The organism is Burkholderia sp. BCC1996 (assembly GCF_905339955.1).
Taxonomy (GTDB): domain Bacteria; phylum Pseudomonadota; class Gammaproteobacteria; order Burkholderiales; family Burkholderiaceae; genus Burkholderia.
This window is the reverse complement of the sequence record NZ_CAJPHM010000018.1, coordinates 35407-48611: the sequence shown is the minus strand read 5'-3', so window position 1 is coordinate 48611 and position 13205 is coordinate 35407. Positions and strand designations below refer to the sequence as shown.

At 71.2% G+C, this 13205-nt stretch carries 11 protein-coding genes; 1 reads left to right on the top strand and 10 read right to left on the bottom strand.

The features are described from left to right. Positions 1-735 (top strand): ABC transporter substrate-binding protein, encoded by a 735-nt coding sequence (locus U4Z64_RS24730; protein WP_321821358.1) that lies wholly within the window; start codon positions 1-3, stop codon positions 733-735. A gap of 169 nt (positions 736-904) precedes the next feature. On the opposite strand, the gene U4Z64_RS24725 is transcribed toward U4Z64_RS24730, so the two are convergent. The 10 genes from U4Z64_RS24725 to U4Z64_RS24680 form a co-directional block, all read right to left on the bottom strand. Beyond that, positions 905-2611, bottom strand: coding sequence for a hypothetical protein (locus tag U4Z64_RS24725; protein ID WP_321821357.1), 1707 nt, complete (start codon positions 2609-2611; stop codon positions 905-907). Between the two features lie 141 nt (positions 2612-2752). Then, positions 2753-3748, bottom strand: coding sequence for a hypothetical protein (locus U4Z64_RS24720; protein ID WP_321821356.1), 996 nt, complete (start codon positions 3746-3748; stop codon positions 2753-2755). Positions 3749-3751: 3 nt separating this feature from the next. After that, positions 3752-5053 carry a hypothetical protein gene (locus U4Z64_RS24715; RefSeq protein ID WP_321801921.1) on the bottom strand — a complete coding sequence of 434 codons (1302 nt, stop codon included), beginning with the start codon at positions 5051-5053 and terminating at the stop codon, positions 3752-3754. 3 nt (positions 5054-5056) lie between these two features. Then, positions 5057-6448: a hypothetical protein gene (locus U4Z64_RS24710; RefSeq protein WP_321821355.1), complete on the bottom strand. Its 1392-nt coding sequence runs from the start codon at positions 6446-6448 to the stop codon at positions 5057-5059. Between the two features lie 39 nt (positions 6449-6487). Further along, positions 6488-7540: a hypothetical protein gene (locus tag U4Z64_RS24705; RefSeq protein ID WP_321821354.1), complete on the bottom strand. Its 1053-nt coding sequence runs from the start codon at positions 7538-7540 to the stop codon at positions 6488-6490. A 50-nt stretch (positions 7541-7590) separates the two neighbouring features. Then, positions 7591-9402 (bottom strand): hypothetical protein, encoded by a 1812-nt coding sequence (locus U4Z64_RS24700; RefSeq protein ID WP_124519907.1) that lies wholly within the window; start codon positions 9400-9402, stop codon positions 7591-7593. A gap of 58 nt (positions 9403-9460) precedes the next feature. Continuing rightward, the gene (locus tag U4Z64_RS24695; protein ID WP_321821353.1) at positions 9461-10933 is read right to left on the bottom strand and encodes a S8 family peptidase; all 1473 of its coding nucleotides are present in this window, start codon (positions 10931-10933) and stop codon (positions 9461-9463) included. After that, on the bottom strand, positions 10930-11751 hold the full coding sequence (locus U4Z64_RS24690; RefSeq protein WP_321821352.1) for a hypothetical protein: 822 nt from the start codon (positions 11749-11751) through the stop codon (positions 10930-10932). Before U4Z64_RS24690 ends, U4Z64_RS24695 begins: the two co-directional genes overlap by 4 nt. Next, on the bottom strand, positions 11748-12011 hold the full coding sequence (locus U4Z64_RS24685; RefSeq protein WP_124646133.1) for a hypothetical protein: 264 nt from the start codon (positions 12009-12011) through the stop codon (positions 11748-11750). Before U4Z64_RS24685 ends, U4Z64_RS24690 begins: the two co-directional genes overlap by 4 nt. Further along, positions 12008-13204: a hypothetical protein gene (locus U4Z64_RS24680; RefSeq protein WP_321821351.1), complete on the bottom strand. Its 1197-nt coding sequence runs from the start codon at positions 13202-13204 to the stop codon at positions 12008-12010. The genes U4Z64_RS24685 and U4Z64_RS24680 overlap by 4 nt, the downstream gene beginning before the upstream one ends. Position 13205: the final 1 nt, after the last annotated feature.

Below are 13205 nucleotides of genomic sequence, written 5' to 3'. Positions count from 1 at the left end.
ATGACCATCGACCCTTCCGTCCTCTCCGCGTTCACGCCGACCGGCAAGCTGCGCGCGTCGATCAATCTCGGCAACCCGATCCTCGCGAACCGCGACCCGGCGACGGGCGAGCCGTTCGGCGTGTCGATCGACCTCGCGCGCGCGTTCGCCGAGCGGCTGTCGGCCGAGCTCGAACTCGTCGTGTTCGATACGGCCGCCAAGTCGGTGCAGGCGCTGACCGAGGAGCGCGCCGATTTCGGCTTCTTCGCGGTCGATCCGCTGCGCGGCGAAACGGTCGCGTTCACCGAGCCCTATGTGCTGATCGAAGGCTTCTATCTCGTGCGCGACGCTTCGCCGATCCGCGGCAACGCGGACGTCGACCAGCCGCACAACCGCGTTGCGGTCGGCAAGGGCAGCGCGTACGACCTGTTCCTCACGCGTGAGCTGAAGGCCGCGCAGATCGTGCGTGCGCCGACGTCGCAGGCCGTCGTGCCGACTTTCGTCGAGCAGCAGCTCGAAGTCGCGGCCGGCGTGAAGCAGCAGCTTGAAGCCGATGCGGCGAAGACGCCGGGCCTGCGCCTGCTCGGCGAGCGCTTCATGGTGATCCGCCAGGCGATGGGCGTGCCGAAGAGCCGCGGCGAAGCGGCCGCGGCGGTGCTCGGCGAATTCGTCGAGGCAATGAAGGCGTCGGGCTTCGTTGCGGAGTCGCTGCGGCGGCATGGCATCGTCGGGGCGTCGGTCGCACCGCTGGCGTGATTCGCACACCCGTCAAGTGTTTCCGACGACGCCGTCGCGTCAGGTCCGCGCGGCCTGTCGACCACCCGGCGCCAGCTGGCACTCGACACTTCGCTCGCGTGGCTGAAAGTCGTCATCGGCAGGATTCGGCGCGGCACGGCGTTTTGCGAACGGCTGCCGGTGCGGATGTTCATGATGCGGCGCGATGTCCCCCTGCTGTTGCGCCGGCGGGCGATCGCGGTGCTGCCGTCGCGGGGTGCGCGGGCGACGGGGAGGCCGCGGCGCCCGATCCGGCGGGCGGCTCCGGCGCGGAAGCGGAAACAGGCGCCGGATTCGGCGGCGACGAGGCGGGTTGGCTCGTGTGGGCACTCCCCGCCGAGCCTGACGCCGCTGATCCCGAAGCTGCTGATCCCGAAGCTGCTGATCCCGAACCCGCCGACCCCGAACCCGCTGACCCCGAACCCGTCGATCCCGAACCCGTCGATCCCGAACCCGTCGATCCCGAACCCGTCGACGCCGAGCCCGCTGACCCCGAACCCGCCGATCCCGAACCCACCGATCCCGAACCCGCTGACCCCGAACCCGCCGATCCCGAACGCGCCGCCCCCGAACCCGCCGCTCCCGAACCCGCCGCTCCCGAACCCGCCGCCCCCGAACCCGCGGGACCAACAGCCGGCGGCGCGCGCAGCCCACCGTCCAGCGCGGTCCTACGAGCGGCCATGTCGGCCTGTTCGGCACTGCGCTGGGCGGCGCGATCGGCAGACAAGCGCGCCGCTTCGGCATCCGGATTGATCGTGTTGACGCGGATGCGTTCGACGTCGCCCACACCCGCCAGCCGGTTCAACGGCACGTAATCCGTCCGAAACACCAATTCGACGCCGCTGCTCAGGTTGAGGTCGGCGTGCGAACTCTCGGTCGTCTGGGTCCGGTCGGTCGACACGTAGCCGATCGTGCTCTGCACATTGGCCTCCGCACCCCAGGGCCCGAAGCGCGCGCCCCCGCTCACGCCCACCGTGTTGCGCGTGTCGAACTGCGAGCCGCGGTCGTTGGCGGCGACGCTGCTCGCGTCGATATGGAAATTCATCGCGGCGTTGAGCCGCCCGCTCTCGATGACGATGCGCTGCAAACCCATCTGCACCATCGTCGCGAGCAACTGCTGGCGGTTGCGGGCCAGCACCTGCTGGGCGAGCGGCACCAGGCGCTCGGGATCGGCGGCCGTCACCGCGTCGCCCGGCCCCAATCCCAGCGCGGTGCGCAGCGCCGCTTCCGCCGGCGGGGTCGCGCCCGCGCGCAACGCCAGCCGGGTCGACGCATCGCGCTCGGCCTGCAGTTCCTGCTGGCGCTGGCGGCGCTCGTCCGGCGGCAGGCCCGCCAGTTCGTCGGCGTCGTCGGCGGCCTCGTCGTCGCCGGTGACCTCGTAGGCGGTGGGGAAATGCTCGGCCAGCCACTGCCGCGCGCCGGCGATACCGACGTTGCTGTCCGCGAAGCCTTCGGTGGTCTGCGCGACATTGCGGATCAGGTCGACGAACGCGGTCAGCTGCTGCTGGTTCGAATCGTTCATCGCCTTGAAGACGCCCGTGATCAGCTCGGTCACGAAGCGCGGGAACGACACCGCGTTGAGCACGGCCCGGGTGGTGCCGGCCATCCGGTCGATGGCGGTGCCCGAATACGCCGAGCCCGCGTCCTGCGCGACGGCCAGTGCGGTGCCGGGACGCGCCGCGAGCTCGTCATGATCGACCGCGAGCGAGCCGATCCGTGCCAGTCCGGACGCGAGATCGCGGCGCATGGCCGGATCGAGTGCGCCGAAGCCCTGCTGCGCCGACAGCAGTTCACGGAGACGGTGGCGAACGTCGGGCCGCGGCACCGCCGAACGCGCAAGGTGGGCGGTTGCCGTCATTTCGGCGGCTCCGCCGCGCATCGCGCGTCCCGCGTCCGGCGACACGTGACACGCGGCCGGACGGGCAACGGCACGTCCGCCGCCGTCGGCACCCGGGTTCTGCCGCCCGTCTCGCGACGGCCTGAGCGACGCGGTTCCATGTCAGCTTCCGAGCGCCGCCCACGGGTTCGACGGCGCGGCCGGGCGCGCGGCCGGCGGCACGGCGCGGCCGTCGTCCGGGACGGAAGACACCGGGCCGTCGGGTTTCTCGCCGAGGCTGAGCGTCGCCTCGAGCCAGTCGGCGGCGGAGGCGATCACCGGATTGTCGGTGCGCAGCAGCGGCGACGCGCCGTCCAGCGCATCCGCGACGTCCGCCAGCCATGCGATCACGGTCATCCCGGCTTTGCCGCGCCGGACATAGGCGGCAGGCTGGGCCGGCGGCTGCCGCGAAAGCCGGCCGATGCCGGCCACCACGCCCCAGATGTCGCGCGCGGCGAAGCCGTGACGCAGGTCGGCATGGCCGAGGATCGCGAACGCGTCCCGGAGCATGCCGACGATCTCGCCGGCCATGAATGCGGTCACGCCGGTACAGGCGGCGCCAAGATTCTGCGCGAGCGCGCGCGCGGCGTTGCGGACTCGCGCCTGGCGCCCGGGATCCCCGCCCGGGTCGGCACCGGGCGTCTCGTCGAGCTTGTAGAGCGCCTCGCAAAGCACGAGCATGCATTCCTCGAACTGGACGTTGCGCTCGGCATCCGCGGCGGCCGGGCCGTACGCGGTGCCGAACAACCGCGCATAGAACGCCGCGCGCTCGCCGGCCGCGAGCTTCTCGGCGCGGTGACGCCACCAGTTGGCGACCAGCGGCTCCGCGCCGCCGAGATCGACGCCGACGGCGCCGCTCGCCGACAGGCCGGCGAGCGCCTCGACGGCGGGGATCACGCCCGCGGGCTCGAGGTCGGCCGCCAGATAGAGCGACGCGAGCGCCCGCAGCTGCGCCTTGTCGACGCGCGCGGCAACGGGATCGGGAATCGCGATGTCGCCGAGCTCGTCGAGCGCGAACGCGAGGCCGTGCGCGGTCGCGCGCTCGACGAGCCGCTCCCCCGACCGGATGGCCGCCGCGAGCCCGGCATCCGCCGGCGGGACGATGAGCATGCGCGCCATGATTCAGTGCTGCCCGGCCGGCACGCCGGCGGCGGGGGCCGGCTTGTTGGGGTTATACGGCGTCGAGTTGCCCTGGATCACCGACATCATCTCGGGCGTCGCCATCTTGTCGAGCGGCAGGTAGTCGCTCTTGAAGTTGACGCGGACCTCGCCCGACAGCTTCGCCTTCACCTCGGCCTTCGATTCGCTCGTGTCGTCGAGCGCCGACCCGACCGTGGCCACGTGTTCCTGCTGCCCCTCGAACGCGGCGTCGGCCGAATACGGCGTGTACCAGCTGCCGTAATGGGCGTTGAGCGACTCCTTGTATTTCTGGCTCTCGCGGTCGTGCATCGACGCGGTGTAGGTGCGTTTCGCCGTGTCGCTGGCGCGCATGTCGAACACCACCTTGGCGTTGATCGACCCGTCGGTGACGACGATGCGGTTGATGCCGAGCATGACCATCGACGACAGCAGCTGCTGGCGCTGCTTCGCCATCTGCAGGCGCGCGGCGGTGACGAGGCGCAGTTCCGACTTGTCGTCGGACAGGTCGGTCACGGGCGGCTCGAGGTTGTAGTTCCGGCTGATCTCGGCAAGCCGCTGCTGCGCGTTGTCGCCCTGCGCGACCAGCCGCGTCGGGGCCGCCGCCGCGGCCGCGCCGGCGCTGTCCGCGTCGAACGCGTCGGCGCCGTCCTGCGCCTGCACCGACAGCACGTCGGGGAACGAATCGGCGAGATAGTCGCGGCCGGCGCCCTCGCTGATGTTGTCGCTCATGAACTGGGCGGTGGTCTTGGCGACATTGGCGATCAGCTCGCCATACGCGCGCATCTGCTCGATCGAGCTTTCGACGATCGCCTGGAACACGTTCTTGATCAGGCCTCCTACGAATTTCGGGAAATCGACCTTCTGCACCATCTGGCCGAACTGCTCGACGCCCTGCTTCACCGCGCCGGCCTGGAAGTCCTTGCCGGCGAAGCCGGGATCCTGCGCGAGCTGGCGCTTGGTCGCGGTGACGGGATCGTCGGCCAGCGCCGCGGCGGCCGGCGCCGGACGCGGCTGCGCGAGCGGGTGCGCGAGGCCGGTGGGCGGCAGTTCGCCGTTCGCCTCGCGCTCGGCGATCTCGGCGTGCACGCCGTTCGGGTCGGCCAGGTAGGCGAGCACCCGCACCGTATCGGCGGCGATGCGGCGGCGCTCGTCGTCGGGCAGGTCGAGGAATGACGGAATCGCGGTCAGCAGGCGGCGCACCTCGGGCCGCGTCGCGTCGAACGCGGCGGCGCTCGTGGGCGGCCGCACCGGGTGGAGCGCGTCGGGGGGAGCGGGCAGGCGCATGGCTCAGTTTCCCCTGGCCGCAGCCGGTGCCGGCGCCGCGGCCGGCGCCGCCGCCGGGGCTGGAGCCGCAGCGGGGGCGGACGCGGCCGGCGGCGTTTTCGGGCTGGGCAGCACGTTCGGATCGGCGGGCGTCGCGTTGCCGGTGATGGTGGCGATCATCTGCGGCGTCGCCATCTTGTCGAGCGGCAGGTAGTCGCTCTTGAAATTGACGTCGACCGCGCCGGACAGCTGGATCTTGGTCTGCATCGCGGCGTTGCTGGTTTCCGACGCGGCCGTCGACGCGGTGATGATCGGCTTGTTCTCGTATTCGTAGTCGCCCTTCGCGTAGTAGTCGGCGCTGTACTGGCGGCCGTTGTCCTTGTCGTTGCTGGAGTCGTACTTGCCGCCGCGATCGTAGGTGCCCTTGCCGGCGTAGGTCGACTGGACGTTGCCGTCCTTGTCGCGGGCGAGGTCGACCGCGGTGGCGCTGCGTTGCTTTGAAAGCGTGTCCTGCGCGCGCACGTCGTAGATGATCTTCGCGGAGATCTTGCCGTCGGTGACGACGATGCGGTTGATGCCCATCAGCACGATCGACGCCAGCATCTGCTGGCGCTGCTTGGCGAGCTGCATCTTGAAGCGGTTGACGATCGCCAGCTCGGAGGCCTCGTCCGACAGGTCGAAGGTATCGCCGTCGCCCATCTGCAGGCGCGCGCGCACGGTCTTCGACGCTTCGTCCGGGTCGACCCCGTCGCGCACCTCCACGCGCGGGCTCGGCGTGTCGCCGCTGTCGTCCATGCCGATCTCGAACAGGTCGGGAAACTGGCCGACCATATGATCGCGCGCCTGGTTCTCGGTCACGTGTTCGTCGGCGAACTGGCCGAGCGATTTCGCCACCTGCGCGATCATTTCCTGATACGCCTTCATCTGCTCGATCGAGCTGTGCGTGATCGACTGGAACACGCCGCTGATCAGGCTCGCGACGAAGGTCGGGAACTTGACCTGGTTCAGCAGCTCGCCCGCGACCGCCGCGCCCTCGTGCGCGGCCGCCGCGGTGAACCTGGACTTGCCGATGCTGTCGACGGCCTGGTTGTGCGTCGAGAAATCCGCCTCGTGCGCGGCATGATCCGTGTTGTCGTCGAGCGCGCGCGCCGGCGCGGTGCCCACCCCGCCCGGAATCTCGTGGCCGGCGAACCCTTCGGGCCGCGCGAGGTAATCGGCGATCAACGCGGTGTTGCGCGCGATGTCGCGGCGATCGGCGTCGGGCATCGCGTTGAACGCCTGCGACCGGGTCAACATCTGCGCGACGCCGTGGCGCACTTCGTCGGCGGGCACCGGCGGCGTGTGCCGCGGAGCGGCCGCCGCGGCGCGCGGCGGCGGCGGCGCGATCGGCGTGGAACGGGCAGCTTGCGGGAACATGGCGACCTCGCGGGAAACGCGTGACGAAGCGATTCGGATTCAGTTGGCCTGGGCGGGCGCGTCCGCCGGCAGTTCGAACTCGATGGGGCGCAGGTAGAGACTCACCCGTGCCGGGCAGGCCGCGTCCGTGCGCAGGCTGATGATCGAGAAGCGGCCCGGCCAGTGCGCGTCCTCCGGCGTGAACGCGCCCATCCAGCGCTCGAGCGCCTGCAATCCGCGCGGACGCTCGGCGAGCCCCATCGTCAGCAGGCTGAGGAACGCGGGCGGCACGTCGGGGATCGCCGACAGCAGCACGTAGAGCTCGAAATCCGGCCCGTCCGGGCCGAGCCCGAACGCGAGCAGCGCGCCGTGCGGCGGCAGGTCGAAGCGCCCGCCGAGCACCAGCCCCAGGAGCTGCATGATGCCGGGAAGCCGATGGCCGATGCCGAGCGCATCCATGACCGGCTGCAGATCGGCGAGCCGCAGCGCCTGCGTGCACGCGAACGTGAGCCGCTGGCCGCCGAGATCGCGCTGGGCCGCCATCGTGGTGAAGAGCGGCTTGAGCCCCGGCACCATCTGCAGCGCGGCCTGGACGATGCCGGCCAGGTCGCGGGGCAGGTTCTCGATCGTGCCGGCATCGCCGGGCAGCTCGTAGTACACCTTGGACGCATAGAGCCCGTCGCGGTCATAGCTGGAACCGAAGAACGCGCCGTAGTCGAGGTTGCCGCCCGGCCGCGCGAAGCCCCGGAACGGCTCGCTCGCCTGGTCGAACCAGTGCAGCGCCTCGCGGCCGATGAAATCGCGGATCAGCTTGCGCATTTCGCGGGTCGACTCGTCGCGCCGGTCGATCGCCGACGCCTCCGGCGGCAACGGCTCGATCGTGAACCGCAGCTTGCCCGGCTGGCTTTCCGAGAAGCTGGGCTCGAACGGCACCGCCATCGGCATCAGCGCGTTGTCGCGGAACCGCAGATCGTCGGCGCCGTCGCCGAAGGTGCGCAGGAACAGGTCGCGCGACGGCGCGAATGGATCGGCGGTGCCGAGGCTTCGCGCGGCGCTTTTCAGGCGGCGTTCGACCCGGGCGACGACCGGTTCGCGGATTGAGGTCAGGGGCATGGCTCGGCTCCGGCAGGGTTCGAAAATGGCGCGGCACACGCGACGCCGCTTCAGTGCGGACGGTTCGAGTAATAGCTCGCGCCGTTGTGCGTGCCGACACCGTAGCCCGCCTTCACCGGCACGCCCGCGCCGAGGCCGATGCCGGCGCCGATGTCGCCGACGCCATCCAGCATCTCGCGCGCCATCGCCGGGATCGGCACCGGCTTCGAGGTCATCTGCGGCGCCTCGCGCGGCTGCGAGAACTGCTCGATCTGCGTATCGGTGGTCGCGGTATCGGCCAGCCACAGCTCGCATGCGTTGACCAGGTCGTAGTCGGTCGGGTCGACGGTCGACTTGTGGTTCGACGACACGTCGGGATTGGCGATCTGGTCGATGCTGAGCAGCGGGCCGGTCGCCTTGTTGACGCGATCGACGTTGTTGGCCAGCCACGCGGTGATGATCGTGCCGCAGGTCGCGAGCGTGCGATAGCGCGAGCTGGTGCGCGCGCCGCCCAGGTCGTAGGTCGCGACCTGGTCGATCACCTGCCACATGTCCTTCGCGCCGTAGCAGCCGCGGATCTCGGGGTCCTGCAGCAGGTCGATCATGAACTTGACCTGCGACTGGATCTCGCGCGCCGCGTAATGCGCCATGCCGTAGCCGTGCAGCGACAGGTTGCCGGCGAGATCGCGGGCGGCCTTGCGCACCTGCTGGTGGTTGATCGGGTTCGGCACGCTCGCGCGCAGCAGCGAGTCGACCTCGGTCTGTCGCACGAACGACGACACCGACGACACGAAACGGATCCACAGGTCGTTGAACTCGCGATTGCCGGCCGTGTTCGGATCGCCGCCCGGCACGCCGAGCGTGATGGCCGCGAAGTTCTTGCGCTCCTGCTCGGAGATGCGGTTCGGCGTTTCGCGCCAGTAGCGATAGAGCAGCTTGCCGGCATTGCCCGGGCCGATCGGCAGCGTGCCGTGCTGGAACTGCTCGACGATGCGGTCGACCACCTGGAACACCTTGAGTTCGTCGAACATCGCGGCGACGATCATCGGGCCCATCACGCGCACGTTGTCGGCGACGATGTTCGCGTCTTCCAGATCCTCGAGGTTCGGCAGGTCGATGCCGAGATCGGCGATCGCGTCCTCGCCGCCGATGTTCTGGACGGTGTTCAGCTCCTCGTTGATGCGGCGGCGCAGTTGCGGCTCGTCGGCCTGGATCTTGCGGGCCTGCAGGCCGCGCATCACGCGCGCGAATTCGGTGGTGACCACGCCCGGCTGCTCGCCGCCGCGGCCGTCGGGATCGCCCTCGATGCACAGCAGCGCCAGCACCCGCTGCGCGAGCCCACCGTACGAATTGGCCTCGCCCACCGCCGCGAAGAACTGGCGGGTAAAGGCGTTCATCAGCACGTTGTCGCCGTCCGGCACGGTCTTGCCGCCGTCGACCTTCACGGGCGGCGGCGTGGCCCCGTCCACTGCGAGGATGCCCAGCACCAGCGCGACGAGCGTGATCGACACGGCCTCCGGGTCCGAGCCGTTCGCGCCATTGGCGCCATTGGCACCGTTGGCGCCGCTCACGTCGCCCGCGTCGAACACCAGCTGGCCGTTGACTTCGGAGAGCAACGGCGGATTCACCAGCGACTTGCTGGCGAGCAGTTCGCGGGTGGCGACGAACAGCGGATCGCACACCTGCGGCACGCCGTCGGACGGCTTCGTGTCGTAGACGACCGCGAGGATGGCCTTGCACAGCGCGAGCTGCTCCCGCTCGGCGGCGACCGGCGGCCGCTTCAGCGACTCGAGCCGGTTGACGATATCGACCAGCCCGTCGCGTGCCCGGGTCTCGAGGTCGACGAGGTCGAGGAAGCGGACTTGATTGTTGACATGAAACATTTAACTTCTCCTTGAAATCCGGTCGGTTCGGGGGAGTGAGCGGGATCCCGTGCGCCAGTCAGCCGTCGTCGGCACGGCCGTCCTTGCCCGTGCAACCGTCGTCGCCCGCCGCTTCGTACGCGTCGATGCGGCCGGACAGCGCCTGCAGCGCCGCCGCCGCGTCGAGAATGCCGGCGCCGCAGCCGTCGGCCGCGCCGGGCGCGAACGGGCGCGCGGTGGCGACGACCAGGTCGCGTACCGTCGCGCAGTCGAGCGGATAGGCGCGGCGCTGCGCGTACGCGACGAGCAGCGCCGCGGCGCCTGCGACGAACGGCGCGGCGAAACTGGTGCCGGTCGCGAGCTGATAGGCCTCGATCGCGCTCGTCAGCACCCGTTCGCCCGGCGCGCACAGCGCGACGTGCGGGCCGCGCGTCGAGAACGGGGTCGGCCGGCCGTCGTCGCCGACGGCGCCGACCGCGATCACCTGCGGATAGGCGGCGGGCCAGTAGCGGGTCACGGCGCCGTTGTTGCCGCTCGCGGCCACGAGAATGCAGCCGCGCGCGGCGGCATACGCGACCGTGTCGGCGTGCGGTTTCGGGCGGTTCGCGGCGATCGTCGCGTCGTCGGTGCCGAAGCTCATGTTGATCACCTTCGCACCGAGGTCGACCGCGAGCTTGAGCGCGCGATCGAGGTCGGCGATCGCGCCGAGCCCGATCGCATGCGCCTTGCCCGGCAGGCGGGCGGCCGCCAGCGCGCGCATCGGCAGGATGCGGCAGTCGCCGCCGAGCCCGCGCGGCATCGCCACGCCTTCGGCGGCGATGATGCCCGCGCAGCCCATGCCGTGACCGACGAAGCGGTCCTCGGGAAAATCGCCGCGATGGCCATGACCGCTCAGCAGCTGCACGCCGGGCGACAAGTCGCCGGGCTCGAGACGCACCGTATCGGCGCCCGCGCGGAAGGCATGCGCGAATTCGGGATGCTGGCGCGCGATGCCGCTGTCGATCAGACCGACCGTGACGCCGCTGTCGCCCGGCTCGATCGCGTGTGCGTCGGCCATGCGCACCAGCGCGCGCGCATCCTGCGCAACCCGCGCGGCCGGCGGCACGGGCGCCAAGCGGCCGGGCGCGTCCATCGGGACCGTCGCCACGTAGTTGGGCGTCACGCTTTCCACGGTCGCGAGCTGGGCGAGCGAGTCGCACAGCGCACCGATCGGCGTGCCGGCCGGCACGCGCAGCAGCAGCGTGCGGGCCATGCCGGTCGTCTGTTCGATCGCGTCGTAGCCGAGGTGCGCGTGCCCGGGCACCCAGCGCCCGGCCACCGCGCTGAACGGGCGCACCGCGAGAAAGCGGCCGGCGAACGCAACCAGGATGCGGTCGACCGGGCCGCCGTCGATGCATTGCGCGGCGGCCAGCGCGCCGCGCGTCACGTCGCGGATCGACGGCACGTGCTCGGGCGCTTCGCCGAGCGCCAGCTTGACGAGCAGGCTGGTCGGCAGGCTGAACTGACGCTCGCCGGGCGATGCCCACGGCGTGCCGAGTGCATGGATCGTCATGGCCGCGCCTCCTCCTGGCCGGGCACGGCGGCCAGGGTCATGGGCCTGGCCGCGGGCGCCGACGGCGGCGCGAATGCGCTCAGGTCGAACGCCAGCGCGGCGGCATGGCGGCTCGTCGGCGAGACGGCGAGTTCGCCGGCCCACTGGTCGCGGCCGGGCGCGAGCAGCAGCTCGTCGTCCGCCGATTGCAGCACCGCGACCGGGCGATTGCCGATCCGCACCAGCGGCGCGTGCGTGCCGTTGACGAGATTGCGCCCGATCACGCGCAGCAGCGGCGCCGCATCGGGCTGCGCGTCGGTGGCGGGCGCCACCGGTTCGATCCGCTCGACGCTCGGCGCGGACGCCCGGTCGAGCGCCCGGCGCAGCCGGTCCACGGACAGGTTGGTGACGCGGCCGATCGCATGCACCATGTCGCGCTGCTCGGCCTGCCGAAATTGCCGGACCGTGCGCACGCCGGCCCATTCCAGACGCTTGCGGTCTTCGGCCGAGAGCTCGTCGCCCAGCGCGTCGAGCGGCTGGTCCTTGCTGTCCTCGGACAGCGCGATCGCGTTCTCCTCGATCGCCGGCCGCGTGATGGTCGTGAAGACGAGATGGAAGGTGCTGCTGTCGGTGTCGCCCGGGCCGGCGGGACGAATCCACACCTCGCTTTCGACGAATTCGACATGGGCACGCAGATCGAGGTTGACGTCCTTGATCGCGAAGGTCAGCGGCAGGTTGAGGTTGCGCGCCTTGATCGCCATCGCCGCCTGCGCGTTGTCGAGCTGGCTCTGCACGGCCTGGATGAAATCCTCGAGGCGCAGGCTGGCGTTGCTGTTCATCGCACCGCTCCGTCGATCGGCACGGCTTCGAGGACGATCGCGAGCCGCGCCGGCTCCGCATCGAAGGCCGTGCGGGTCAGGAACTGCGGCAGGTCGCCGACCAGCTCGATGCCGTCGGCGCCCCATGCAATGCGCAGGTCGAGCGGCAGTTCCATCGCCATCGAGCGCACCCGCAGCCCTTGCGCCGCGCCCGCGGCCAGCTGTCCGGCAACGTCGGCGAACGCGCCCAGCGTCTCGCCCAGCGGCCGCGGCGCGATCATGTGGGTTCTCCTCGTGTGGATGCGGGTGCCGCCGGTGCCGCCGGTGCCGACGAAGCCGACGGGGCCGATGCGGCCGATGGGGCCGACGGAGCCGCCGGGGCGGCGGACGCTGCCGGCACCGCCGGCACGGCGGCGGGCGCCTGCGTCGCGGCGGGAACGGGCGCCGCCACCGGCGCCGCGGGCTGGGCGGCCGTCGCCGCCGGCGGCGCGATCCGCGCCGCCGGCCGGCTGTGCCGCTCCAGCAGATTGCGCGACGCCTCGTCGACGAAACGGTCGAGCGGCAGCGTCTCCGATGCGAAATTGATGCTCACCTTCCCGGTCAGCGTCGCCTTGAGATCGGTGTCGGTTTGCGCATTGACCGCAACGGTCGAGACCGTGGTGACGACATCGCCCGACGTTCCCCGTCCGCCCCAGGTCGTCTGCCCCGACGACGGGTCGTTCGACGTCGCATACTGCACGGCGGCGCGGTCGCGCGCCTTGGCCTGGAAATTGAGGCTCGCCGCGATCGTCCCGTCCTTGACCACGACCCGCTGCATGCCCAGCAGCACCATCGTCGACAGCGTCGACAACCGGTGCTGCGCGACGCGCTCGCGGGCGCGGGGCAGCACCACCGATTCGAGCGTCTGGGTATCGAACGCGCCGTCGGCCGCGCCGAAATCGGCGAGCCACGCGGGCGCGGGAGCCGCGTCGTCGTCGCCGGGCCGGACGACCGGCGCGAGGCGGTAATCGCCGCCGTCCTGCGTCAGCGTCACGTCGTGCGGATACTGCTCGACCAGCCACGCGCGCGCCTGCCCGTCGGTCACGTTCTCCTGCGTGAACTGGTCCAGCGGCTTGGCCACCGCGCCGACCAGGTCGGCGAAACTCTCCACCTGCTTGATCGAGCTGTCGACGATCGCGTCGTAGGTGCCATGCACGAGGCTCGCGACGAAGGTCGGAAAGTCGATCGCATCGGCCAGCGCCGCCGCACGCCGGCCGATGGCGTCCGTCGCCTTCTCCTTCGGAGGCGCCGACCCGCCCGGGGCCGCGGGCGCCGCGCCGCCGGCCGGCATTGCTTGCGGCAATGCGCTGTCCTGCCTGCCCGGGTCGCCCGATCCGGACCCGTCGACGATCTCGCGGCCGAACGCGTCGCGAGCAAGGGCCACCGCGGGCGTGAGCGCGCCGCGGGGTGGCGGAGGGGGAATGTGGCGGGCCATC

Coding starts and splice junctions, on each gene's coding strand:
- U4Z64_RS24695 (WP_321821353.1), bottom strand. CDS start 10,933: ATGACGATCCATGCACTCGGCACGCCGTGGGCATCGCCCGGCGAGCGT.
- U4Z64_RS24720 (WP_321821356.1), bottom strand. CDS start 3,748: ATGGCGCGCATGCTCATCGTCCCGCCGGCGGATGCCGGGCTCGCGGCG.
- U4Z64_RS24730 (WP_321821358.1), top strand. CDS start 1: ATGACCATCGACCCTTCCGTCCTCTCCGCGTTCACGCCGACCGGCAAG.
- U4Z64_RS24690 (WP_321821352.1), bottom strand. CDS start 11,751: ATGAACAGCAACGCCAGCCTGCGCCTCGAGGATTTCATCCAGGCCGTG.
- U4Z64_RS24680 (WP_321821351.1), bottom strand. CDS start 13,204: ATGGCCCGCCACATTCCCCCTCCGCCACCCCGCGGCGCGCTCACGCCC.
- U4Z64_RS24715 (WP_321801921.1), bottom strand. CDS start 5,053: ATGCGCCTGCCCGCTCCCCCCGACGCGCTCCACCCGGTGCGGCCGCCC.
- U4Z64_RS24710 (WP_321821355.1), bottom strand. CDS start 6,448: ATGTTCCCGCAAGCTGCCCGTTCCACGCCGATCGCGCCGCCGCCGCCG.
- U4Z64_RS24700 (WP_124519907.1), bottom strand. CDS start 9,402: ATGTTTCATGTCAACAATCAAGTCCGCTTCCTCGACCTCGTCGACCTC.
- U4Z64_RS24725 (WP_321821357.1), bottom strand. CDS start 2,611: ATGACGGCAACCGCCCACCTTGCGCGTTCGGCGGTGCCGCGGCCCGAC.
- U4Z64_RS24705 (WP_321821354.1), bottom strand. CDS start 7,540: ATGCCCCTGACCTCAATCCGCGAACCGGTCGTCGCCCGGGTCGAACGC.
- U4Z64_RS24685 (WP_124646133.1), bottom strand. CDS start 12,011: ATGATCGCGCCGCGGCCGCTGGGCGAGACGCTGGGCGCGTTCGCCGAC.